This is a genomic window from Halopenitus malekzadehii (genome assembly GCF_900108505.1).
Taxonomy (GTDB): domain Archaea; phylum Halobacteriota; class Halobacteria; order Halobacteriales; family Haloferacaceae; genus Halopenitus; species Halopenitus malekzadehii.
The window spans coordinates 1,082,920-1,105,460 of record NZ_FNWU01000001.1 but is presented as its reverse complement, the minus strand read 5'-3'; the positions used below and the strand labels follow the sequence as shown (position 1 = coordinate 1,105,460).

Annotated in this window: 22 protein-coding genes; 16 read left to right on the top strand and 6 right to left on the bottom strand. The window is 66.4% G+C overall.

Translation table 11 applies throughout. The features are described from left to right. Together BLW38_RS05440 and BLW38_RS05435 are read left to right on the top strand one after the other, a co-directional pair. Positions 1-1,897: TRAP transporter permease (locus tag BLW38_RS05440; protein ID WP_092815703.1), on the top strand; the 1,897-nt coding region annotated here is incomplete at its 5' end. 79 nt (positions 1,898-1,976) lie between these two features. Then, positions 1,977-2,432, top strand: coding sequence for a ferritin-like domain-containing protein (locus tag BLW38_RS05435; protein ID WP_092815355.1), 456 nt, complete (start codon positions 1,977-1,979; stop codon positions 2,430-2,432). A 69-nt stretch (positions 2,433-2,501) separates the two neighbouring features. On the opposite strand, the gene BLW38_RS05430 is transcribed toward BLW38_RS05435, so the two are convergent. Then, positions 2,502-3,725, bottom strand: a complete 1,224-nt coding sequence (locus BLW38_RS05430; protein WP_245710049.1) for a PAS domain S-box protein — start codon at positions 3,723-3,725, stop codon at positions 2,502-2,504. Positions 3,726-3,822: 97 nt separating this feature from the next. After that, positions 3,823-6,060 (bottom strand): hybrid sensor histidine kinase/response regulator, encoded by a 2,238-nt coding sequence (locus tag BLW38_RS05425; RefSeq protein WP_177167431.1) that lies wholly within the window; start codon positions 6,058-6,060, stop codon positions 3,823-3,825. 129 nt (positions 6,061-6,189) lie between these two features. Between BLW38_RS05425 and BLW38_RS05420 the strand changes: the two genes are divergently transcribed. The 3 genes from BLW38_RS05420 to BLW38_RS05410 all read left to right on the top strand — a co-directional run bounded on the left by BLW38_RS05420 (position 6,190) and on the right by BLW38_RS05410 (position 7,987). Then, a complete protein-coding gene (locus tag BLW38_RS05420; RefSeq protein ID WP_092815349.1) occupies positions 6,190-6,420 on the top strand; it encodes a hypothetical protein in 231 nt (76 codons plus the stop codon). A 100-nt stretch (positions 6,421-6,520) separates the two neighbouring features. Next, entirely contained in the window at positions 6,521-7,504 is a 984-nt protein-coding gene (locus tag BLW38_RS05415; protein ID WP_092815346.1) for a hypothetical protein, read from the top strand. A 69-nt stretch (positions 7,505-7,573) separates the two neighbouring features. Next, positions 7,574-7,987: a DUF7475 family protein gene (locus BLW38_RS05410; protein ID WP_092815341.1), complete on the top strand. Its 414-nt coding sequence runs from the start codon at positions 7,574-7,576 to the stop codon at positions 7,985-7,987. A 54-nt stretch (positions 7,988-8,041) separates the two neighbouring features. Here BLW38_RS05410 and BLW38_RS05405 read toward each other — a convergent pair whose 3' ends face one another. Further along, positions 8,042-9,022 (bottom strand): PLP-dependent cysteine synthase family protein, encoded by a 981-nt coding sequence (locus BLW38_RS05405; RefSeq protein WP_092815338.1) that lies wholly within the window; start codon positions 9,020-9,022, stop codon positions 8,042-8,044. A gap of 156 nt (positions 9,023-9,178) precedes the next feature. Here BLW38_RS05405 and BLW38_RS05400 point away from each other — a divergent pair, with 156 nt between their 5' ends. From BLW38_RS05400 to BLW38_RS05390, 3 genes are all read left to right on the top strand, one after another. Then, on the top strand, positions 9,179-10,009 hold the full coding sequence (locus tag BLW38_RS05400; protein ID WP_092815697.1) for an MBL fold metallo-hydrolase: 831 nt from the start codon (positions 9,179-9,181) through the stop codon (positions 10,007-10,009). A gap of 116 nt (positions 10,010-10,125) precedes the next feature. Next, positions 10,126-11,571, top strand: coding sequence for a hypothetical protein (locus tag BLW38_RS05395; RefSeq protein ID WP_092815335.1), 1,446 nt, complete (start codon positions 10,126-10,128; stop codon positions 11,569-11,571). Between the two features lie 141 nt (positions 11,572-11,712). Further along, the gene (locus BLW38_RS05390; RefSeq protein WP_092815332.1) at positions 11,713-12,618 is read left to right on the top strand and encodes a hypothetical protein; all 906 of its coding nucleotides are present in this window, start codon (positions 11,713-11,715) and stop codon (positions 12,616-12,618) included. Positions 12,619-12,725: 107 nt separating this feature from the next. On the opposite strand, the gene BLW38_RS16170 is transcribed toward BLW38_RS05390, so the two are convergent. After that, complete coding sequence (locus BLW38_RS16170) at positions 12,726-12,875, bottom strand: hypothetical protein (protein ID WP_177167430.1); 150 nt, start codon at positions 12,873-12,875, stop codon at positions 12,726-12,728. Between the two features lie 183 nt (positions 12,876-13,058). On the opposite strand from BLW38_RS16170, the gene BLW38_RS05385 reads away from it, so the two are divergent. The 4 genes from BLW38_RS05385 (at position 13,059) to BLW38_RS16160 (ending at position 14,029) form a co-directional block, all read left to right on the top strand. Beyond that, positions 13,059-13,313 (top strand): hypothetical protein, encoded by a 255-nt coding sequence (locus BLW38_RS05385; protein WP_092815329.1) that lies wholly within the window; start codon positions 13,059-13,061, stop codon positions 13,311-13,313. Beyond that, positions 13,310-13,456, top strand: a complete 147-nt coding sequence (locus BLW38_RS16165; RefSeq protein ID WP_177167429.1) for a hypothetical protein — start codon at positions 13,310-13,312, stop codon at positions 13,454-13,456. The genes BLW38_RS05385 and BLW38_RS16165 overlap by 4 nt, the downstream gene beginning before the upstream one ends. Further along, positions 13,453-13,785 carry a hypothetical protein gene (locus tag BLW38_RS05380; RefSeq protein ID WP_092815327.1) on the top strand — a complete coding sequence of 111 codons (333 nt, stop codon included), beginning with the start codon at positions 13,453-13,455 and terminating at the stop codon, positions 13,783-13,785. The genes BLW38_RS16165 and BLW38_RS05380 overlap by 4 nt, the downstream gene beginning before the upstream one ends. Before the next feature lie 106 nt (positions 13,786-13,891). Further along, entirely contained in the window at positions 13,892-14,029 is a 138-nt protein-coding gene (locus tag BLW38_RS16160) for a hypothetical protein (protein ID WP_177167428.1), read from the top strand. 76 nt (positions 14,030-14,105) lie between these two features. On the opposite strand, the gene BLW38_RS05375 is transcribed toward BLW38_RS16160, so the two are convergent. Then, complete coding sequence (locus tag BLW38_RS05375; protein ID WP_092815324.1) at positions 14,106-14,753, bottom strand: TorD/DmsD family molecular chaperone; 648 nt, start codon at positions 14,751-14,753, stop codon at positions 14,106-14,108. Next, positions 14,753-16,906 (bottom strand): hydrogenase iron-sulfur subunit, encoded by a 2,154-nt coding sequence (locus tag BLW38_RS05370; RefSeq protein ID WP_092815321.1) that lies wholly within the window; start codon positions 16,904-16,906, stop codon positions 14,753-14,755. Before BLW38_RS05370 ends, BLW38_RS05375 begins: the two co-directional genes overlap by 1 nt. A 186-nt stretch (positions 16,907-17,092) precedes the next feature. Between BLW38_RS05370 and BLW38_RS05365 the strand changes: the two genes are divergently transcribed. From BLW38_RS05365 to BLW38_RS05350, 4 genes are read left to right on the top strand one after another with little or no spacing between them, the layout of a single operon-like run. Further along, positions 17,093-20,476, top strand: a complete 3,384-nt coding sequence (locus tag BLW38_RS05365) for a molybdopterin-dependent oxidoreductase (RefSeq protein ID WP_092815318.1) — start codon at positions 17,093-17,095, stop codon at positions 20,474-20,476. Positions 20,477-20,487: 11 nt separating this feature from the next. Further along, entirely contained in the window at positions 20,488-21,144 is a 657-nt protein-coding gene (locus BLW38_RS05360; protein ID WP_092815315.1) for a 4Fe-4S dicluster domain-containing protein, read from the top strand. After that, complete coding sequence (locus tag BLW38_RS05355) at positions 21,141-21,530, top strand: hypothetical protein (protein ID WP_092815312.1); 390 nt, start codon at positions 21,141-21,143, stop codon at positions 21,528-21,530. Before BLW38_RS05360 ends, BLW38_RS05355 begins: the two co-directional genes overlap by 4 nt. Continuing rightward, on the top strand, positions 21,527-22,537 hold the full coding sequence (locus BLW38_RS05350) for a cytochrome b/b6 domain-containing protein (protein ID WP_092815309.1): 1,011 nt from the start codon (positions 21,527-21,529) through the stop codon (positions 22,535-22,537). The genes BLW38_RS05355 and BLW38_RS05350 overlap by 4 nt, the downstream gene beginning before the upstream one ends. Positions 22,538-22,541: the final 4 nt, after the last annotated feature.

The following is a 22,541-nucleotide window of genomic DNA, read 5'->3' as shown; positions in this document are numbered from 1 at the left end:
CGGGATTCCGGTGACGGTCTCGGTGAGCTTCATTTACATCTTCATCCTGTTCGGCTCGTTCCTCGAGATGAGCGGGGCCGGCCAGTGGTTCATCGACCTCGCGTACGCGGCAACCGGCAGCCGGAAGGGGGGACCGGCGAAGGCGAGCATCCTCGCCAGCGGATTCATGGGGACCATCTCGGGTTCGTCGATCGCCAACACCGTCACCACCGGCGCGTTCACCATCCCGCTGATGAAGCGGTCGGGCTACTCGCCGGAGTTCGCCGGCGCCGTCGAGTCGTCGGCCTCCTCGGGCGGGCAAATACTGCCGCCGGTGATGGGGGCGGCCGCGTTCCTGATGGTCCAGTACACCGCGACGCCGTTCGCCGACATCATCATCATCGCGACGATCCCGGCGATCGTCTTCTTCTTCGGCGTCTGGGTGATGGTCCACCTCAAGGCGGTCCAGGAGGGGATCGGGGGCGTGTCCGATGCGGACACCGTCTCCATGTGGAGTCACCTCACACGCGGCTGGTTCTACCTCGTCCCGATCGGCCTGCTGTTGTACTACCTCATCATCGAACGGCTGTCGGTCTCGCGGTCGGCGTGGTTCACGCTCGTCGCGCTCGTCGCCCTGATAGCGCTCGTCTCGGCGTACAGCGACGAGACGCGCGCCCGGCTCCTCGGCGTTTTCGCGGCGATCGTCGGCGTCGAGATGGCCAGCCACGCGATCGCCGGTGTGCCGATCACCGGGCTCGTGACGGGGAGCGGCGGCACGGGACTTCCCGTCGGGGAAGCGGCCGGCGCCATTCTCTCGCGGATCGAGTGGTACGCGATGCTTGCGGGGGTCCTGACGCTGCTCTCGAAACCGGACCTCGACGCGTCGCTGCTCGATCTCAACCCTTCGGTGCAGGAGACCGCGGCTTCAATCGGCGACCGAACCGGCCGGGATCTCGAGGAGAGCCAGCCGTTCAAGCTCGGGACGTTCGTCGTCACCTCGATGGAGCAGGGTGCCCGCACCGCGGTTCCGGTCGTGATCGCGGTCGCGGCCGCCGGGATCATCCCCGGCGTCATCAGCGTCTCCGGGCTCGGCCCGAACCTGACCTCGCTGTTGCTCGCCCTGTCCGGCGGGTCGATCGTGGTTATGTTGCTCGTGACGGCCGTCTCAAGCATCATCCTCGGGATGGGGATGCCGACGACGGTCACCTACATCATCCTCATCTCGATGCTGGCGACGCCGCTCGTGGAGTTCGGCATCCCGCTTTTGGCCGCCCACCTGTTCATCCTCTACTTCGGCGTCATCGCCGACATCACGCCGCCGGTGGCGGTGGCGGCCTACGCGGCAAGCGGGGTCGCCAAGTCCGATCCCTTCGAGACCGGCGTGAAGGCGTTCTCGCTGTCGCTGAACAAGGCGATCGTCCCGTTCGCGTTCGTGCTGGCCCCGGGGATCGTCCTACTCCGCGAGAAGGCCAACGCCGGGGAACTCCCGATCCGTGAACGCTACCGCGTGGTCGGCTTCGAGGATCTCGCGGAGCTCTCCTACTCGATTCCCGAGATCCTCGTGCCCGTTGTCGGGGTCTTCCTCGGGGTGATCGCGCTCGGCGCCACCGTCATCGGAACGCTGTATACCCGCGTCGAGCGCGCCGGGCGGATCGGGTTTGCGGGCAGCTCCCTGCTGTTGATGGCGCCGGGACTGCTCTCCGAGGCCGTCTTCGACACGCTCGGACTCGTGGGGATCTCCGTCTCGGTGGACGCGCTCCTGCTTGATCTGACCCTTCGCGGCGTCGGCTTCGCGCTGTTCGTCCTGCTTACGGTTCGCAACCGCCGGAAGGCGGACGGCGAAAGCGGCGGTCCCGATACGGAAACCGACGCGGACGCGGGGGCAACCACGGTCGCCGCCGGCTCCGAGTCCGTCTGAGCCGGCCGACCCCGATCGCTGCCTCGGGATTTGGCTTCGCCAGAACACCCATTACCCCGCGGCCGAAACGATCGATCGTATGTCAAACGACCGCGTCATCGAGCTGCTCCGGAAGGCGTATAGCGACGAGATCGAGACGGTGATGAACTACCAGACGAACGCGATCGTCCTCGATGGCGTGCGCGCCGAGGAGATCAAGGAGAGTCTGCAAGTCGACATCCAGGAGGAGCTTGCCCACGCCGAACAGCTGGGCCAGCGGCTCAAACAGCTCGACGCCCGGCCGCCGGGATCCGCCGAGTTCACGGCCCGCCAGGACTCCCTCCAGCCGCCCGCGGACTCCACGGACGTCCTTTCGGTCATTCGCGGGGTCCTCGACGCCGAGGAGGACGCGATCGACACCTACCGAGACCTCATCGACGCGGCCGAGGACGCGAACGACCCGGTCACCGAGGACCTTGCGGTGACGATCCTTGCCGAGGAGGAGGCCCACCGCACCGAGTTCCGCGGGTTCGAGAAGGAGTACCGGTCCGACTGAGCCGCGTCGAGTTCCTCGAAGCCGGCAGACTGAGCAGCCACCGTTTCGGCAGACGCTTCGACCCGACGTCTACCGCTTCGGCGAGGCGTCCACGGAGACGAATTCGACGTTCCGAAACTCGAACCGCGCGCCGGTTCCGGATTCGGGTTTCTCGTGCGGCGCCAGCGAGACCGTCCAGCCGTGTGCCTCCGCGATGCCACGAACGATCGCGAGACCGTACCCCGTCCCGCCGTCCCGTGTCGAGTAGCCGCGGTCGAAGATCTCCTCACGGATCGAGTCGGGGATCCCTGGCCCATCGTCCGCGAGGTAGAAACCGTCGGGCGTCCGATCGGCCGACTCGTGGGGCGTCTCTCCGGTTGCCTCGCTGCCAGAAAGCAGTCCGACGGTAATGGTGACGGGAGCGCCGCTGTGCTCGACGGAATTCCCGCGAGCGTTCGAGCGGGGGCTCGTCGAGCTATGCTCGACGGAATTCCGCAGGAGGTTCTCGAGGAGGTCGCGCAGCCGGCTTCGGTCGGCGTCGATCGTTCCCAGCGGCGTTTCGATCCGGAGTTCCGCGTCGCCGGTGTCGACGCCGTCCCACGACTCCCGGACGCAGTCCGCGAGATCGACCGGGGCCGTTTCGCCGATCAGGGCGCCCTCCTTCGAGAGCGCCAGCAGGTCGTCGATCAGCTCCTCGATGCGCCCGAGCGAGTCGGCGACGCGGTCGAGTTCGGGCGCATCGTGGTCCTCTCGGGCGAGTTCGGTGTAGCCCTGTGCGACCGACAGCGGGTTCCGGATGTCGTGTGCCAGGACGTCCGCGAACTCGTCGAGTCGGTCCTTGCGCCGGCGAAGTTCGCGCTCCCGCCGTTTTCGGTCGGTGATGTCCCGGACGATCCCCGTGAAATATTGGTCGCCGTCGTGGCGGTGTTCACGGAGGCTGATGAGCGTCGGTACCTCGTGGCCGTCCTTGTGCAGCGCCGGAAGTTCGACGCCGTCCCAGTCGATGTTTCGCTCGCCGGTTTCGACGTAGGACGCGAGCGCCGCTCCGTGGACCGGCCGGAGGCGTTCGGGGATGATCCGCATCTTCGAGCTGCCGACCAGTTCCTCGGGAGTGTAGCCGAGGATGTCCTCGATCGCCGGGTTCGCGTAGACGATCCGGCTGTCGGCGTCAATCGTCAACATCCCCTCCGCGGCGTTCTCCACGAGCGTCCGATAGAACTCACCCTCATCGACCGGGAGCGCGGTCGCGTCCGCGGGCATCGCGTCGTCGGCGTCCGCGTTACCATCCGTGTCCGATCCCGTGTTCCGTCCCATTCTCCACCGATACCTCCTTTTCTACCGGAGCCGTAAACGCTTGCCGATATGTCGTCTGATGGACCGGTTCGCCGTGTGAGCGCTGCAGACCGGGTCGTCAGTCGGTCCGGATCTCGAACCGGGCACCATCAAGGACGTCCGCGTCCGCGATCCGGATCGACCAGTCGTGGGCGGTCACGATCTGCTGGACGCTCATCATTCCCATCCCGCTCCCGGAATCACCGTCCTTCGTCGAGAATCCGGGTGAGAACACCCGGTCACGGTCCGCCGGATCGATCCCCGGACCGTCGTCCTCGTAGACGAAGCCGGTCGCTCCCTCCTCGCGGAGCCGATCGAACCGGACGGTAACGTCGTCGCCGTCGGTATGCTCGATCGAGTTCCGCAGGAGGTTCTCGAGGAGGCGTGCGAACGCGTCGGGATCGGCCTTGACGTCGACCGAGTCCGGGACGTCGACCGTCATCGAGCCGGGCGGATCGACCGCGGTGACGGCATCCTCGACCGCGTCCGCAAGCGGGATCGTCTCCGTCTCGGAGACGATCTCGCCGGTCTGCAGCGTCTCTGCGAGGTCGGTTCGAAGGGCGTCCACGCGGTCGATGGCGTCGGCAGCCCGCTCGACGTGCTCGAGGTCGCCGGTCTCGAGCGCGAGCTCCAGCCGTCCCTGAGCGGCGGTGATCGGGCTCTGGAGGTCGTGTGAGACGACGCTCGCGAACTCGTCGAATCGCTCGGCGTGGTGTTTGAGTTCGCGCTCACGCTGGCGCCGCTCCGTCACGTCCTTTGCGGAAACGACGATACCGGTGACGTCGCCGTCCGTGTGGTTCGCATCACCCTCCGAGACGACCGGTCGAAACGTTCCCTCGACGGTGAACGGACCGTCATCCGTCGCGGCGTGGACGGCATCGAACTCCACGTACTCGCCCGCGGCGGCGGCCGTGACCCACTCACGGACGTCCTCGCGACGATCCTCGGGCCACCAGGGCGTTTCGGGGAACGGTTCGCCGACCAGGTCCTCGTGGTCGACCTCGACGTACCCGAGCGCGGTCGAGTTCACCGAGCGTACGGTCCCGTCCGGTGCGAGGAGTCCGACCAACACGGCGGGATCGTCGAACACCGCCTCGAACCGCCGCCGGAACCGCCGAAGTTCGCGTTCACGCTCCTTCAGGGCCGTGATGTCACGGCTCTCCGGGATCAACAGCGTCACCTCACCGTCCGCGTCCGTAACTGGGTGTACGGTGAAGTCGATGATCGCCGACTCGTCGGCGCCGCTGATCGCGACCTCGGCGTGATACGGGTTGCCGTCGCGGGCCGTGTCGACCGCCTCCCGGGCGATACGCCGGGCACGATCGGACTCCGTGAACCACGGACCCTCCCACAGCGGCGTTCCGAGCACGTCAGCACGGTCGACGTCGGCGAACGCGAGCGCCGACTCGTTGGCCTCGATGATCGTCCCGTCGGGGTCCAACAGGCCGGTGAATTGGGAGGTGTTCTCGACGATCGCCTCGAACCGGCGCTCCCGGCGCTTGGACTCGGTGATGTCGGTGATGAACCCCTCGAGAACGGCCGCATAGTCACCGATCTCGGCCTCGTGGGCGACTGTCACCTCGTCCACCTCGGAGTCGATGGACACGCCCCGACCCCGCTCCCAGACCCACCGGGTCTCGCCCGCGGCGGTCCGGATCCGGTAGGTCTCCTCGAACGGCTCGTCGACCGCGATCGACGTCTGGACCGTCTCCCAGACGTCCTCCCGATCGGCGGGGTGGACCACGTCGTGGCCCCAGGTGAGGTCGCCGGACTCGATCCGGTCGGCCGGGTAGCCGGTGAGCGATTCACACTCCCCCTCGATCGACTCCATCGGCCAGCCCGGCTCGTTCCGGCAGCGGTAGACGACGCCGGGGACGTTGTCGACGAGCGTCTCGAGGCGTCGTTGCTGTGCCCGCGCGGACCGCCGGGCGCGATACCGGTCGACCGCGTTCTCGATCCGGTTCGCGAGGATCGTGTACTGGTCGGTTCCGGACTCCTTCTGGAGATAGTCGGTGACCCCGGCGGAGACGGCCTCGCTCGCGACCGACTCGGAGCCCTTGCCCGTAAAGAGGATGAACGGCACCTCCGGGGACGACGCACGCACCGACTCCAGGAACTCGATCCCGTTTCGGCCGGGCATGTCGTGGTCCGAGACGATGCAGTCGATCGACCGCTCGTCGAACACGGCGTGGCCCTCGGAGACGCTCGTGGCGGTGACCACCTCGATCGCGTCGCTCTCCCGCTCCAGGAACGTCGCCGCCATCTCGAGGAACGCCGGGTCGTCGTCGACGTGTAGCACCTGGATGGGGGGATCCATATCCCGACGTATCGTGCCGACGACGTAATAGTGGTTCCCCATCGTGATCCGGTATCGGTTCCGGAGCGGCCAGTCCCGCGGGACCGATCTGCCGATGGCTTTTTGCCGCGATGCCCCCGATTCGCGCGTATGCCGCCCCTCCAGTTCGGCGTTCCGGTCGGTCCCGAAGCGGTGATCCTCGCGCTCATCGTCCTCTGGCTCGTCGTCCCGATCGGCGTGGCCTACTGGATCTACGCCGACGCGACTGCCCGCAGCGAGGAGTATGCCGTCCTCTGGGCGCTCGCGGCCGGCGTGCTCACGTACACCACGGGATTCGGCGGCGTGATCGTGATCGCCGTGTACGTCTGGCAGCGCGAGTGATCGAGGCTGATCTCGAATCAACCGGTGCGTATCTCGCACCGACCGTGAACTATATCCCCCGCACGACCAACCCTGTGACAGGTTCGAGGGGGATCCGAAGATGGCCGACCTTGATCTCGTCGACGACTACTCGGTGCTCGTACTCGAGGAGTCGTACACGCTGCGAGGCCTCTTCGAGAGCTGGCTCGAGGGGATCGAGGTCCGGACCATCGCCGACCCCGAGGACGTCGTCACCGCGTTCGATGCCACCGTCACGGTTGCGTGTCTCTCCGTGACGGCGCTCGACGGGCGCGGAGAGGAGGTCCGCACGCAGCTGCTCACGCGAAATCCGTACTGTCAGCTCGTCGGCGTGGTCTCCCGATCGATGTCGCCCGCAGACCACGAAGCCGACTACGACGAGTGCCTCCAGCGGCCGGTGATGAAGACCGAACTGCAGGAGGCAGTGGATCGCCGGCTCGCGTACGGGATGTACAGCAGCGTACTCCGGAAGTTCTACGACCTGAACGCGGCGTTCGTCTGGCGCCGGCGGGACGTACCGGATGAATCCACCGGGGCCGATGGTGATTCCGGCTCCGGCACCGCTGCTCGGAGTGCCGACGGCAACGCCGGGGACGATGGAACCGCCACCGGTGCGGTGGAACAGCCGGGATGGCTGTACCGGTCGGACGCACGCGACGGCGCCGATTCCGATCCACTCGACGAGGGACGGCTCGAGGACGTGGACCTCGAGGAACCGATCGGCGACCTCGACCCCAACGAGATCGTCGAACGGTATCGGCGCGTCTGCAGACAGCTGGACGTACTGCAGGAACGGCTCTCGGGGGCCGCGATCGCGGAGATCTCGCGGAGCATCCGGCGCCACAAGGACTACCTGACGACGCCGAGCGCCGACGTCGACCGGGGACCGCCGGCCAAACACCACCCCCGGCGCTGTCCCGCTTGCAAGCTTCCGTGGGGCGTCGACCACGGCAACGAGCTCGGGAACGGGTTCATCCGGATCGCCGCCGGCGTCCGCCGGTGTACGCGGTGCCGGGAGATCGTCCACGGCCTGGGCGAGAGCGGCCGCCGGATCACGGGGCGGTGACGGTTCCCGATCATCACGAGGTGGGATCCGTCCCCGGGATTGATTACCGTGGTAGTTATACCCGTGAGTATGAGTGCCACTCAAAGCGAGTCCACCGCCGACGGATCGCGTCTGACCCTCCCCGCGACCCCGATCGGCTACGTCGCCATCGTCGCGGCCGCCGTCACGGGCGTCGTCCACCTGTTGCTCGGGTCGAACGTGCTCGCGTTCAACCGAATGCTCGGCGTTCTCTTTCTGCTCAACGGACTCGGGTTCCTCGGCGGAATCGGTGTGTACCTGACCACGTACTGGCGGCGTGAACTGTTCCTCGTGGCCGCCGCGTACGCCGTCGTGACGGTCGTCGCGTTCTTCGGGTTCCAGGGCGTCGGCGTCGACGCCTTCTACATGCAGGGCAGCCTCAACCCGCTCGCCGTCGTCGCGAAGGCCGCCGAACTCGTGTTGGCCGCGGTCGCGGTCGTGCTGTATACCGGTTCCGCCGAGTAGGGGATCTCACCGCCATCCCGTCGTTTCCCACCGGGCGTTCCGTCATCGTGACCCCTACCCCTCCCACTCCTCGTAGTCGCGATAGACTCCCTTCGAGAGGTATCGCTCGGAGGAGTCGGGAAACACGGTGACGACGGTATCGTGCGGGACCGCGAGGTCGCCGCGGTCGATCCGGTCGGCGATCTCCCGGGCGGCCACGCTGTTGGCGGCCGATGAGGAGGCGACGAGGTGGCCCTCCTCGGCGGCGAGCCGGGACATCTCCTCGTGGGTGTCGCGGTCCGGGATCGTCGCGATCTCGTCGACGAGGTCGGAGTCAAAGAGGTCGTTCGTCTCGATGTCGTGGGTGCCGATCCCCTCGGTCTTGTACGCCTCGTGGGGAACGTCCTCGCCGAAGAACTCGCGGTAAGCGGACCCCTCGGGTTCGACCGCGACGATGTGGGTGTTCGGATCGCGTTCGAGGAAGTACTCGGCCAGGCCCATCAGCGTCCCCCCGGTGCCACAGCCAACGACGACGGCGCCGACCTCCCCGTCGAGCGCCGCGTCGATCTCGGGGGCGGTGGTCTCGTAGTGTGCCTCGGCGTTGAGCGGGTTCGAGAACTGCTCGGGGACGATCGCGTTGTCGAGTTCCTCCGCGAGCGCGTGCGCGCGTTCGATAGCGTAGCCCATCCCCTCCTCGCTGGGCGTGTTGATGACCTCCGCGCCGAGCGCGCGCATCAGCTGCTGTTTCTCGACGGAGAAGCGCTCGGGGACGACGAATACCGCCTCCAGATCGAGTCGGCCGGCCGCGACCGCGATCCCGATGCCCGTGTTGCCGGCGGTCGGTTCGATGACCGTGCCGCCGGGGTCGATATCGCCGCGTTCGAGCAGCCGTTCGAGCATATACTTCCCGATCCGGTCCTTGATGCTGGCACCCGGGTTGAACGACTCCAGCTTCGCGTACACCGGCGCCGCGTCCGGCGAGGCGTGAACGCGGACGAGCGGCGTCTCGCCGATCGCCTCGTTCACCGACGACAGCGGCTCCCGAAAGGCAGTCATACCGGAAGGAAGGACGTGGCGGCTTGTGTAGGTTTCCATCGCGCCGGTGGCGTGTGGTCATCGTCCCGGTGGCGCGCCGCCATCGGTACCGTCCCGGCGATCGCCTTCGCAACGGTTAGGAAGCCACCGACCGCAGGCTGCGGTATGACGCACGCTCTGGGTGAGTCCGACTGGGGCGACTGGTTGCCTCGCGCGATCGAGAACGCCGACCCCGAGACGGTCGCGCTGTGGTATCTCGGCTGCAACGGCTTCGCGATCAAGGGATCGGCGGGGACGGTGCTGTGGATCGATCCCTACCTGGGGATCGGCGATCCGCCGCGGACGACCCGGATGATCCCCGTACCGTTCGATCCGACCGACGTGACCGTCGGCGACGCGCTGTTCATCACCCACGAACACAGCGACCACGCACACGGGCCCTCCCAGGCGCCGATCCTGGCGAACACCGACGCCGAGTTGATCGCGCCCGACGACTCGGTCGCGGTCGCCGAGGAGGAGGCGTGGGCCGACGACTGGGACGTCTCGACCGACCAGTTCACGGCGATCACGGAGGGAGACACGCTCCGCGTCGGCGAGTTCGCCGTCGACGTCGTCCCCGTCAACGACCCCGACGCGACCCATCCGGTCGGCTACGTCATCGAACACGACTCGGGAACGATCTTCCACGGCGGGGACACCAAGCCGACGGACTCGTTCGCCGACATCGGCGACGCCTACGACATCGATCTGGGGATCCTCGCGTTCGGGTCGGCCGGCACGATTCCGGACAAGGAGACGCGGGAACCGAAACACACCAAGTGGTATTCGGACGAGACGGAGATCGTCGATGCCGCGAGTGCGCTGGAGATCGACCGACTCCTGCCAACTCACTGGGACATGTGGAAGGGACTGACGGCGGACCCGACCGCGCTGTATCCCCACGTCCGGAGCTTCGACCACCCACGACGCCTCGAGATCGTCGAGATCGGCGACCGCGTCGACCTCTGAGCGACGACCGCCCAGCGATCGCCTCCTCTCGGTCCGCGGTCCGTCTTCGTTCCGCAGTTCTCGCGATTGATACGTTCCCCGTGCGATTTAAGAGGCTGGTAACGAACCCCTTGCCTATGAGCGATCCCCAACGGTCCGAACGCGTCGTCGAAGCCGACGGGATTACCGTCGAGAAGTCGTTCGCGACCGACGAGTTTCCGGTCCCCGCAGTCACCTTCCGGATCGAGTCGGCCCGGTCGGAGCCGGTCCGGGTCCGGCTGACGGACACGATCCCCGACGACTTCCCGATGGAGCGGGTCGGGTTCCACCCGGATTTCGAGAGCGAGCACTGGACCGCCTACAGCGATCACCGGGTCGAGTTCGATCGCCTTCTGGAACCGGGTGCAACCGTCCGAACCGTCTTCGGGATCCGCGGTGACGGGATCGATCCCGACGCGTTTCTGACTCCGCCGACGGTCGATCACGTCCCGGAGGGCGAATCGATCGAGGACGTCCTCGGCGCCGACGGGAACGACCCGGTTCGGGAGGTCGTCGCCGGCGACCGCGACTCGCTGCCCGGGATGGAGGACGAGGAACGATCGGCGGTCAACGGTCACACGGACGCCGACGTGGCTGCCGACACCGGCGCTGCTGCCGACGCCGACGCCGCCGATGCGGCTGATGGGGAGGACGAGGCACCATCGCCGAACTCGATGGATGCCGACACGTCGCCCGCGGTGACCGCCGCGACGTCCGTCACCGTCGACGACCGGAACGCCGGTGAGGGTGCCGACGGTGACACGGAGGCCGATGCTGACACGGCGGTCGATGTCGATGCCGCGACCGACGATGACGGAGCCGACGACCGCGAGACGATCGACGACGACTCCGATGAGGCCGCCGGGGAACCCGGCGCGGTTGACGTCTCCGTGGCGTCGGCGCTCGCGGCCGAGATCCGGTCGGGCGACGTTCCCGAGGCGGACCTCGAAACCCTCCGGGAGGAACTCGACCTGGGGACGCCGCGCAGCGTCGACGTCCGGATCAGTCGGCTCCAGTCACGGATCGAGGACCTGGCCGCCTACGCGGACGCGCTCGAGGAGTTCATCGACGAGGAGGGGACGGCCACGGAGGTGCTGGAGTCGACCCGCGAGCAGGTCGAGGACGTGGCGACCGCGCTCGACGCGGCCGAAGCCCGGATCGATGAGGCCGCCGATGCCCGCCGATCGGTTCGGGAGGACCTCAACGCGGTCGAGGGGACGCTCGATGACGCCCTCGACGACGTCGCCGACCTCGAGGACCGGGTGGCGGACGTCGAGTCCATCGAGCCGGCCGTCGCCGACCTCGAAACGACCGTCACGGATCTCGAGGCGACCGTCGAGGACGTTGACGGAACCGTCGCCGTACTGGACGAGGAGATGGGCGACGTTCGGAGCGACATCGCCGATCTGGACACGCGCGTCCACGACCTCGAGGACGTCGACGGCGACGTCGAGACGCTCGAGTCGGAGATCGACCGGATCGACGACGAGTTGGCCGAGCTCGAGGCGTTCCGCGACCGCCTCAGCGACGCGTTCGGAACCTAAGGCCGTTCGAGGCGTCCGAGACGGGGTGTGGACGGTGGGTGAACGGATGGCGGGTGGGGATGAACGGACGGACCGATCGAGCCGTCCGACACCGGGACGCGTTCCGCAACCCGTTTGACCCTCGAACGCGGAGTACCGCCGATGACTACGCCGGTACCGATCGCCGTTCCCAGGAAGGGGCGCCCGCTTGAGGCCGTGTTGGAACGCGTCGCGAGTGTGGTGGGGGCGGACGCCGAGTCGCTTGCCGACGACGTCAGTTCGACCCTTCGGTACGAAAAGGCCGTGACGAAAGGCGGCGTCGAGGAGTCCCGTGGTCCCTACGAGCGACTCGCGGCCTACTCGTCGCCGGCGGATCCGTACGCACCCGAGTACACTCTGCTTCGGGACGACCGCGACGGAATGCCGCGTCGGATCGTCTTCGACTCCGTCATCGTCGACGTCGGCGACGTGCCGGTGCATCTGGTCGGCCGTGAAGAGCCCTTCCGCGCGCTCCGCACCCACGAGTTCGCGCTGGGGTTCGACTCGGCTGACCTCGTCTTGGAGGAGGTCGTCGATCTCCGTCCCTCCGGCGTGGCCGGACTCGACGACGTCAACACGCGGATCGATCCGCAGGAATCGGACGTGCGCGTCGTGACCGGGCTCAGTGATACCGTGTATCACACGTTGATGGCGACGCCGGAGCTCCTCCCTGCCGGCACCGATCTCGACCGGTCGTTCGTCGAGAACTACGAGGGCGACCTCTGCATCTCCCCGCGGTACGAGCGGTTGGTCACCGCCGTGCTCGGGACCGACGCGACCCGGGACGTCTCCTTTACGTATCCCGCACGGGACGCCGACGAGGAGGAGGCGGCGATCGCCGAGACCGGCATCGGCGTCTACCTGACCGTCACGGGATCGACCGCCCGTGAACACGGGCTCGTCCTCGGGGAACACCTCTTCCCCAGCGAGACCGTCCTGATGGCCAACGCGGCCGAGGCGTCGACGGCGATCGATCGCGTCCGCGACCGGTTGGTGCGTGAGGAGGCGGAGTCGGTGCTCTCGGTGTAGCTGTAGCCGTTCGGTAGCGCTCCCGACTCCGGCTGACGGACACGTCGATCGGGGGCCGCAGGCAAAACAGGACCGGGGGACGCAGGCAAAACAGGACCGGGGGCCGGTCAATCCAGATTCGAGATCGCGTCGTCGATGTCGAACGTCTCGGTGGTTTCCGAGCCCGTTTCACCCCGGTCGACGGCCTCCTGGTCCTCATCGATCTCCACGTCCGGTCCCTCCTCGTCGGTGAACTCCGTATGTACTCCCCAGGGCATGTCTCGATCCTCGGCTCACCGGTGTCCGGATGGTCGTCGATACGCTCGTCCCCGACCCCGCGTACCGCAGCGGCCCGGTGAGCCATCGGTGGTCCGTCTACCGGACGAAGCGACATATGTGTTGGGGCAAGCAGTGAATACATTTTTTATCCTTCCCGTCCCAAGCGAATGTGGGTAGGTACCATGGGAATTAGAACCGCGTTCCGGCAGACTCGATGGATAACGATCGGGGCCCTTGCAGTCGCCATCTGGACGGTCGTCGTCTGGTTCGAGGTTCTCGGACTGATGGAGTGGACGGCGATGGACTACGTCGGTCGATCGGCGGTCAGCGGAGTGATCGGGCTCCTCGTCCTCGGAGCGCTCGTCGTGCTGCTGGTCGCGATGTTCGGCGAACTGGGCGAAGAGGAGCCGGCGCCCGAGAGTTGGCCGCCAACATGACGTACTTCGAATGTACCGACTGCGGGCAGATGGGTAACTTCACGCGGATGGAGCGATCGACCCTCCGACAGCGGTGTCCGGTCTGTGAGGAGGAGACCGTCTGGGAGACCGCCTTCGAGGCCGAGGAGGGGGTGTCGTTTTGATCTCCTTCGAGGCTAGCGATCGCCTCGTTGCGGCCGCCGAGGAGTGGGGCGAGGCCCGACTGGAGGAACGGGACGAAGCGATCGAAACCAAGGTCGAGCAGGCGCTTCTGGAGGTCGAACACCTCGTCTCCGGCGCCCACGAGGTCGACTTCGAGGTGGACGGCCGGACCGTCCACCTCGAGCCGACCGACGCGTTGGCGACCTTCCTCGAGCGACAGGCGACCGCGAAGGGACTCGACGAGTCGGACGTGCTCGCACTCCACGTCGACCTGTTCGCACGCGTCTTCCTCGACGACGAGGAGCGCCCCTCGAACGCGCCGCCGACGTGAGAAACGGACCCGACCACCCCGCCAGCCACCGTCGATCGTTCGATGGTATCACGGCATCCGGCAGGCCCACACAACGCTTAATACGTCGCCCCGAGTATGCGTCAGTATGTCACACAAGGACGGTGAATGGCGTCCCACGGGTGCGACCGAGACGTTCAACGGGTTCGAGGTATGGGACCACGGGGTCTGGCCGAACGAACTCCACACCGGCGAGGTCGACGGCGACGTCTCCCTGAACGACTAGCCGTTCCACGGCGAATACGACTGATGACGGGGCTTTTTACCCTCGACCCACGGGACGTTGCGGCGGTATCTGCTGGCTAGCTCGGTACCTGCTGGGCGACGAGTTCGTCCTCGAACTCGACGAGACCGACGAACACCTCCGAAGCGGCGAGAAAGAGGTTCGCCTCGGCGACCGGCTCGTCGAGCTCCTCTCGAACCGTTTCGAGGAACGCCTCGTTCCATCGGCCGACGTGTTCGTCGAGGAACACTCGCTCGTAGCCGAACGCCGCCTCCTCGCCACGCCGTTGGCGATCGACGAGATTCCGGAGGAACGCCAGTTCGACGGCGAGGTGGTCGTTCTCCTCGGGGTAGTCCTCGTGGGGCGTCCAGCCGGCCGCCGAGTAGTCCGCCTCCAGCTTCGCGAGTCCCTCCCCGATGAACTCGGTGTCATCACGGTAGTAGGTCTCGTGGGGGAGTGCCGGCGGTCGTGGTCCCACGAACAGCCGGGTGTACTCCGTCCGGAGATCGTCGGCGACGTCCGCGACCGATCGTGACCGGTTGGCCTCGATGAACGCCTCGAGCCGCCGGAAGCCGCGGTCCATCGGCTCGTTGATCTCGCCGTCCGGAACGGTCACCGCATCCGAGAACAGCCGATCGAGGAACTCCTCGCTGGGGGCGTCATAGAACACCTCGATGAGGAAATCGATCACTTCCAGCCGTGCCTCGTATATTGTGGTTTCGTCCATCAGTGGTCACCTCGTTCGAACAGCAGATGCGTTCGACAGTCGCCGCAGTACTCGAAGACCGAATGCGGTGACTCCGGTGCAATGCCGTCGACGGCCTCGCCGACCTCCTCGCGGATCGTGTCGACGGTTCCGGCTGAGGCGAAGGGTTTACCACAGCGAACACACTCCTGCATCTCGCCCTCGTAGACGCGCGTCCACGCCGCCCCGAGGTCGGCCGATACGCCGTCGGCCATCCCCTCCCGGTTCTCGGGCAGCAGCGACAGGTCGAGACCGTCGCGCATCGTGATCGCCGTCTCCGGACAGCCCTCCTCACAGAGGCCGCAGTTGACACAGCGTTCGTGGTTGAAGAGCAGATCGCCCTCGTCCGTTCGCTGGACCGCATCGGTCGGACACAGGTTCGTACAGGTCGGCGTGAGGTTACAGGCGTCGGAGACGTCCATCCAGCCGAAGTCCGTCAGGCCGCGGATGATCCCCCGATCGGGGACGACGTGGTCGAGGATCGCGCGCACGGACTCGAGGGTCCACGCGTGGGAGGCGAACGCCGGACGGTCGACGTCGCCCTCGATGGTGCCCTCCGCCTCGTGTTCGCCCGCGGGAATCGGTGACTCGTCCAGGCGCTCGACGACGAACATGGAGAGTTCCTCGATGAACTGGCCGGGGTCGTCGGCCCCGGGTGCAAAGAAGCCGACGCGCTCGCCGAGGCCGAGGTCGGCGGTCGCGCGGTTCAGACGATCGACGAGTTCGGCCTTCGGGTCCGGGCCGGAATGGAGACACGAACCGCCACAGCCGACGATCGCGACGCCGTCGGCGCCGGCGGCCAGCGCGTGCATGACGTGGGCCTCCCCGACCGTGTCGGTGCAGTTGACGTTCACGGGCAGCACTGGCGGATAGGTGACGCCCCCTGCCGTCGCCGCCCGGCGGCCGTACTCGCGCAGCCGATCGGCTGCCCGTTCCGAGCAGACGAAGGCGACGACCGGCCGGTCGATGCCGCTCGACCCCCGGTTGAACAGCCAGCCGCCGTCGTCGTTTTCCGCGGTGAGCAGCGCCTCGACTTCACGGGCGATGCGTCGGTTCGAGGGCTCCCGAAGCCGGGTGGCGCCGGTGGGACACGCCGAGGTACAGGCGCCGCAGTTCTGACAGGCCACCTCGTCGAACTCGACGGAATCGATCGACGGCCGACCCACCGCATCGTGGGGACACGCGTCCGTGCAGGCGGTACAGCCCTGCTGGGAGGAGGCACCTGCGGCACAGACGTCCATCTCCAGATCGAGGAAGGCGGGTTTCTCGATGCCGCCGAGATGGGATTCGACGGCCGCGATCGTGGCGGCGTCGACGGGGCCGGTGTAGTAGCCCACGCGACCGCCGCGGGTCTCCGGATCGGCGTCGGGACGGATGACCTGGTCGGCGGCGATCCGGCGGGTCGTCCCCTCCATCTCGATGGCGTCGGTCGGGCACACGTCGGTCCACTCGCCATCGGGGGCATCAGCCGGGATCTGGACGGGGCGCGCGGTGACGCCGTCGGGACCCTTCCGCACGCACTCCAGACAGTCGATGCAGGCCTCAGTGACCCGTGAGTCGACGGTGAGTTCGAACGCACCGAACCGCCCGTCAACGCCGACGACCTCGCCACGAGCCACGTCGACGTCGTCCAGATCGATGTCGACGGTCCGCAACTCACGACCGTTGGCGACGAGCGTTACGTCCGCCGAATCGGCGAGGGCGGCCGCCGTTTCGGGGTCGCCGACGACCGCGACCCGGTCGCCCGCCTCCCGGGAAACCGTTCTGGAGATGGATTCCTCCTGCAGGCCCGCATAGGTCGCGTTGAGCAGGCGGGCGGTCTTGTCGGTCGCCGCCTCTGCGTCGTGGACCCAGGCGGCACCCTCGCGATGATTGACGAACTCGGCCGCGTCCGGGTGGAGCCCGCTTCGATCGACCACCTCACGGACCGTCTGTCGGCAGCGGTCGTCCGAGGCCGTCACGATGAGCTGGTCGAGGTCGTACTCGTCGATGACGTGTTCGACGCCGTCGAGGCCGCCCTCACAGAGCAGTTCCGAGGAGGCGACGACGTCGACGTCTCGAACCCCCTCTCGAACCTCCTCGAGGTCGAGCCCACAGGTGCCGCCACAGCCGCAGACGAATGCCCCTACGTTCATCGACTATGTTGAATGCTACCACGAATATAGGTTTTGCGACGATTCGACCGATGGGGCGGGTTCGGCCGAGCGCCGTCACCGACGCACCGTGATCGATCCGGGACACGGGCCCGCATATTAATATAGGGCGGTTCCTAATATGCTAGTGAATAGCACTCAATCGATGGCGGGATGCGCACAAATGGAATGAGCACGGAACCAGTCTCCCTTGACCTCGATCGGCGGTCGTTTATGAAGGCGAGCGCCCTCGCGGGCGCGGTCGCACTCGGTGGCGGGACGACGGGACGAGTCCTCGCCCAGAGCGACGACGAGGTCGATGGACAGGACACGGACGGGGAATTGACAAAGACGATCTGTAACTACTGTTCGGTCGGATGCGGGTTCCACGGCGAACGGAAGGGCGACTCCTTCGTCGGTATGGAGCCGTGGGAAGACCATCCGATAAACAACGGATCGCTCTGCTCGAAGGGAGCAGGCATCTACGAGACCGAACACTCCGAAAAGCGACTCAAACACCCGATGATTCGGGAGGACGGTGAGTGGCGGAAGCTCTCGTGGGATACCGCCTACGACCGTCTCGGGACCGACATCCGGGCACTGTGGCCCGACTCGGACGTCTCGCCGAGTGACGCCGTCGACGTCGACGAGGAACACAGCCGCGAGAGCGTGATGCTCCTCGGCAGTGCCCACCACTCCAACGAGGAGTCCTACGCCATCCGAAAGCTTGCGGCGTTTATGGGCACGAACAACATCGACCACCAGGCGCGCATCTGTCACTCGACGACGGTGACAGGGCTGGCGAACACCTGGGGGTACGGTGCGATGACCAACACCGTCTCCGACTACCGCAACTTCGACCTGAACATCATCATCGGGCAGAATCCCGCAGAGGCCCACCCGATCGCGATGCAGCACATCCTCGAGGGGCAAAAGCGGGGCGGAACCATCCTCAGCCTCGACCCCCGATTCACGAAGACGTCGGCTCACGCCGATGAATACATGCGTTTCCGGCCCGGCACCGACGTGGCGTTGATGATGGGCGTCATCAAGGAGCTCCGCGACGAGTATGGGCTGGCGATGGACCCGGACGCCGACGACTCGGGTCAGAACATGATCACCGACCGGGTCCAGGGCTGGGAGGACCTCGACGCCGAACTCAACGAGTACGATAAGGAGACGGTCTCGGACATCACGTGGCTCTCCGTCGAGGAGATCGAGCGGATCGCCGAACTCATCGACGAGAACCGTCCGCACGTCCAGATCGAGTGGGCGATGGGCGGCACCCAGCACAACAACGGTACCCAGAACATCCGCTCGTATGCTGCGCTGAGCCTCGCGTCCGGGAGCGCGGCCCGCAGCGGCGGCGGCCTACAGGTTATGCGGGGTCACGCCAACGTTCAGGGTGCAACCGACCTCGCGGTGGCGAGTCACATCCTGCCGGGCTACTACGGTCTCACGCCCGGCGGCTGGTCGTGGTGGGCCGAGATCTGGGACAGAAACCCCTACACCAGCGGTTCGACGTCCTTCGGGGAGCTGTACGACAAGTTCGAGCTGATGCCGCCGGAGAAATACGTCCGACAGAGCGGCAACGAGGATCTCGAGCCCGATTCGCTCCCACCCTCCGAAAACCACGGGCCCGACGAGCCGGCCGCGAACTCGATGATGTTCCAGAACGGGCTCACCGTGGCCCGCTGGTTCGAGGCGGCACTCGATCAGGAGGACCGCTACCAGGAGACGCCGATCTACCAGCCCGATCAGGTGAAGATCGCGGTCTTCTGGGGCCACTCAGCCAACTCCATCAGCGAGATGGAGCAGATGAAGGAGGGGATGGAGAACCTCGACCTGCTCGTCGTCGTCGACGTGTTCCCCTCGGTCGCGAGCGTCCTGCCGGACTACGAGGACGGCCCGCCGGTCCTGTTGCTGCCGGCATCGAGCCAGTATGAACACTACCGCTCGCTGACGAACACGAACCGCTCGGTCCAGTGGTCGGAGCCGGTCGCCAAGCCCGCACACAACTCCCGTCCGGACCTGCGCATTATGCAGGAGTTGGCCGACGAACTCGGCCTCGGCGAGCACTTCGACTGGGGGAGCGGACCCGAGATACACAACGGGAAGTCGTCCTACGAGAACGTCATCCGGGAGTTCAACCTCGGGACGAACACCATCGGCTACCGACAGACGCCCGAACGGCTCCAACAACACCTGGAGTACGACTACGCGTTCTCCAGCGAGGACCTCAAAGGCGCCGAGGGAACGCCGGTCGAGGGCGAATACTGGATGCTCCCGTGGCCCTGCTGGGGCGAAGGACATCCGGGGACGCCCATCATCTGGAACGACGATATGAACCCCAACGACGGGGGACAGGACTTCCGGACTCGGTGGGGCGTCCAGGCCCCGACGCCGGATGAGTGGGACGATATGCCGACCGACGCCGACTACCCGCTTCAGGAGACCGTCGACGCCGTCGGCGACAGATACGACACCGAGGCGGAGGCGTTGAGTCTGATCCGGGACCCCTACGTCCCCGACTGGGCCGGTACCAGGGATCTGGCTGACGACGGCCAGATCCACGGCGTTCCGGAGTATCCGGGCTGGAAGGTCACACCACCGCAGAGCCTCATCGATCCGACTCAGCGAACCCAGTCCGACGAACTGACGATCCCCCAGCAGTACGCGCTGGACAACCAGGAGTCGGTGTACACCGCCGCACAGGAGCTCAACGACCCCGACACCGGAAGTTCGGAGTTCGACGACTACCTCCAAACGATGATCGGGGAGGGCGTCGATCCCGACTTCTACGAGCAGTACGACTACGCACAGCCCGACGCGCCGACCGGCCGTGGCCGGGCACGGGCGGTCGTGTGGAGCTTTCTCGATACGGTTCCGGTTCACCGCGAGCCCATCGAGAGTCCGCGGCCGGATCTGGTCGAGGAGTGGCCGGCGAACGGCCAGCAACGGAACTTCTTCCGGCTCGATCAGAACAACGGCGCCGAACAGCAGCGAGCCAACGATATCATCCACAACCAGAACGACGGCCCGGACCTCGACACCATCATGACGACCGGCCGGCAGGTCGAACACCAGGGCGGCGGCTCGGAGACGCGCTCGAACATCCACACCGCCGACCTGCAACCCCACATGTACGCCGAGATAACGCCCGCGAAGGCCGACGACCTCGGCGTCGACGGCGGCGACCTCGTCGTCGTCTCCTCGACCGACAGGGGGTCGGTGCTCGTGAAGGCACGAGTGACCGACCGGCCCAACGACGGCGAGGTGTTCCTCCCGTTCCACTGGGGCGGGGTGTTCAAAGGCAAGAGTCAGGAGGAGAAGTATCCTGAAGGCACCGTCCCGTACGCCATCGGCGACTCCGCGAACGCGATCACGTCACGGGGCTACGACGTCGAGACGCAGATGCAGGAGACGAAGGTGTCGATGGTGGCCGTCCGACCGGCCACCCAGGACCTGTTGGAGGAACTCGGGATGGATACGGACCTGGAGTTCCCGCAGGACCGCGACGGCATCGGCCAGCAGAAGAACTTCGACGTCCGTGACAGCGAAACCGTCCAATGAGGTGATACAATATGTCTCAATCGAACAAGGAAGTGATGGGCGATGGCGTGATGAGCGTCGGGGAGGGAACACGGATCTTCCCCGACGTCGGCGCATGCATCGACTGTGGTGGGTGTGTCGTCGCCTGCAAGCGAACGTGGGACGTCCCCCACGACGAACAACGCATCAGCATCTCGACGATGCTGGAGGGCCAGGAGGGATCCGGGACGTCCGGCGCGGCCGCGCTCGCGGCGGGTGAATCGCCCGGCGAGACGTCCATCCCGATGCAGTGTTACCACTGCGACAATGCACCGTGCGTGTCGGTGTGTCCGACAGACTCCCTCATCAAGACCGACGAGGAGTTCGTCAACGTTCGAGAGGACCTCTGTATCGGCTGTCAATACTGTCTGTCGGCGTGTCCGTTCGGGGCGCCACAGTTCCCCGAGGAGGACGACGGCGCCGCACAGGTGTTCGGCACCGGCGGCAAGATGGACAAGTGTACGATGTGCGAGGAGCGCCAGGACGTCGGCAAGGGGCCGGCCTGTGCCGAGGAGTGTTCGACCGACGCCATCCTCGTCGGTCAACCCTCGCAGATCGCCGACGAACTGAACAAACGCGACGAGGGGTCGTTCTTCAACGACACCGCAATGGAGATCGTCTTCGGCGAGGACGCCGGTGAGTTCCAATGAGCTACGAGACGCCCGAGGTCGAGGGCTACTCCCCGATCGCCGTCTTCGTCTCGGCGATCGTCGGCATTGCCGTCGCCGTCCTGTCGGTGTGGTGGGCCAGCGGCTTCGGGCCGTTTTACGAGACGCTGTTCCGCGTCGACCCCACCATCGAGGGCGGCGGCGTCGGCACCGACTGGGTCGCCGGCAACGCGATTCCGGCGCTGGACTTCCTCATCGCGCTGATCCACGCCGCCGACGTCCTGATGGGCGTGTTCATCCTGGTCATGGTGTTTCTCCACTGGGCGAGTTTCCGCCGCATCGCCGCTCGGATGCGCCATCCCGGGACCGACGAGGAGCCAGAGACCGTGATGGCGGATGGCTCCGGTGACGGGGGTGAGGCCGAATGACGAACCTCGACCACGGCAAGTTCACGCGGGTGACGACGCTGTTCCACTCGCTTCTGGCGCTCGACGTGTTCCTGCTGTTTTTCACCGGCTACGCCATCATGTTCAACTCCGAGCTGTGGTGGATGATGGAGCTGATGGGCGGTGCGACGGGCGTCACCGCGCTCCATCGCATCGCCGGGGTCGGCCTCGTCGCGCTCATCGTCTTCTGGACGGTACTGATGCTGATCAGTCCGACCGGCCGGAGCAACTTCCGGGAGATCCTCCCGGCGAAGGCCGACACCGAGGCGTTCATCCAGGACGTTCAGTTTATGCTCGGCCGAGCCGACGAACGCCACCCACACGCACGGCAGTTCGCCGGCCACGAGGCCGACGAGGTCCCGCTTTTGTCCTACGTCGGCAAGGGCGTCGTCTACATCTTCGCCGTCGAGCTCCTGTTGCTCACCGTCTCCGGACTGCTCATCTGGTCGAAGACCGGACTGATGCAGTACTTCGCGACGCGAACCGCGGCGATGGCGTTCGTCGTCTTCCACGGATTGCTGGGGGTCATTATGCTGATGGGGGTAATGTTCCACATATTCGAACACGGGATGCATCCCGCCTTCTACCCCGTCGAGACGAAGGCGTTCATTCCCCGCAGTATGATTCCCGAGAGCCACGACGACGACGAGGATCACGAGGGAACGGGCATCGAGCGGCTCGAACTCTCGCCGAGCTGGCACTCCGTCTCGACGATCTTCGGCTCGCTGGTCGTCATCGGGATCGTCTCGGTGTTGATGGGCAGTATCGTCCGGGGAGGCTACCCGGTCCCACGGGAACTGGTCGTCAGCGGCGACGTGACGAACCTCCTGCTCACGGTCGGCATCAACATCGGGATGTTCGTGCTGTTCGTCGGCCTCATCCTCTCGATGTACGGCAACGTGATGCGGGTCCGCTGGGAGAAGGAGATGCGGCGCCAGCGAAACCGTGAGACGGTCGCAGACGGCGGCGACCCGAACTCGGACGACTGACGCC

Bases quoted from the DNA above. Each gene is read 5' to 3' on its own strand.
- BLW38_RS05435 (WP_092815355.1), top strand. From the start codon at position 1,977: ATGTCAAACGACCGCGTCATCGAGCTGCTCCGGAAGGCGTATAGCGAC.
- BLW38_RS05430 (WP_245710049.1), bottom strand. From the start codon at position 3,725: ATGGGACGGAACACGGGATCGGACACGGATGGTAACGCGGACGCCGAC.
- BLW38_RS05425 (WP_177167431.1), bottom strand. From the start codon at position 6,060: ATGGATCCCCCCATCCAGGTGCTACACGTCGACGACGACCCGGCGTTC.
- BLW38_RS05420 (WP_092815349.1), top strand. From the start codon at position 6,190: ATGCCGCCCCTCCAGTTCGGCGTTCCGGTCGGTCCCGAAGCGGTGATC.
- BLW38_RS05415 (WP_092815346.1), top strand. From the start codon at position 6,521: ATGGCCGACCTTGATCTCGTCGACGACTACTCGGTGCTCGTACTCGAG.
- BLW38_RS05410 (WP_092815341.1), top strand. From the start codon at position 7,574: ATGAGTGCCACTCAAAGCGAGTCCACCGCCGACGGATCGCGTCTGACC.
- BLW38_RS05405 (WP_092815338.1), bottom strand. From the start codon at position 9,022: ATGACTGCCTTTCGGGAGCCGCTGTCGTCGGTGAACGAGGCGATCGGC.
- BLW38_RS05395 (WP_092815335.1), top strand. From the start codon at position 10,126: ATGAGCGATCCCCAACGGTCCGAACGCGTCGTCGAAGCCGACGGGATT.
- BLW38_RS05390 (WP_092815332.1), top strand. From the start codon at position 11,713: ATGACTACGCCGGTACCGATCGCCGTTCCCAGGAAGGGGCGCCCGCTT.
- BLW38_RS16170 (WP_177167430.1), bottom strand. From the start codon at position 12,875: ATGCCCTGGGGAGTACATACGGAGTTCACCGACGAGGAGGGACCGGAC.
- BLW38_RS05385 (WP_092815329.1), top strand. From the start codon at position 13,059: ATGGGAATTAGAACCGCGTTCCGGCAGACTCGATGGATAACGATCGGG.
- BLW38_RS16165 (WP_177167429.1), top strand. From the start codon at position 13,310: ATGACGTACTTCGAATGTACCGACTGCGGGCAGATGGGTAACTTCACG.
- BLW38_RS16160 (WP_177167428.1), top strand. From the start codon at position 13,892: ATGTCACACAAGGACGGTGAATGGCGTCCCACGGGTGCGACCGAGACG.
- BLW38_RS05375 (WP_092815324.1), bottom strand. From the start codon at position 14,753: ATGGACGAAACCACAATATACGAGGCACGGCTGGAAGTGATCGATTTC.
- BLW38_RS05370 (WP_092815321.1), bottom strand. From the start codon at position 16,906: ATGAACGTAGGGGCATTCGTCTGCGGCTGTGGCGGCACCTGTGGGCTC.
- BLW38_RS05365 (WP_092815318.1), top strand. From the start codon at position 17,093: ATGAGCACGGAACCAGTCTCCCTTGACCTCGATCGGCGGTCGTTTATG.
- BLW38_RS05360 (WP_092815315.1), top strand. From the start codon at position 20,488: ATGTCTCAATCGAACAAGGAAGTGATGGGCGATGGCGTGATGAGCGTC.
- BLW38_RS05355 (WP_092815312.1), top strand. From the start codon at position 21,141: ATGAGCTACGAGACGCCCGAGGTCGAGGGCTACTCCCCGATCGCCGTC.
- BLW38_RS05350 (WP_092815309.1), top strand. From the start codon at position 21,527: ATGACGAACCTCGACCACGGCAAGTTCACGCGGGTGACGACGCTGTTC.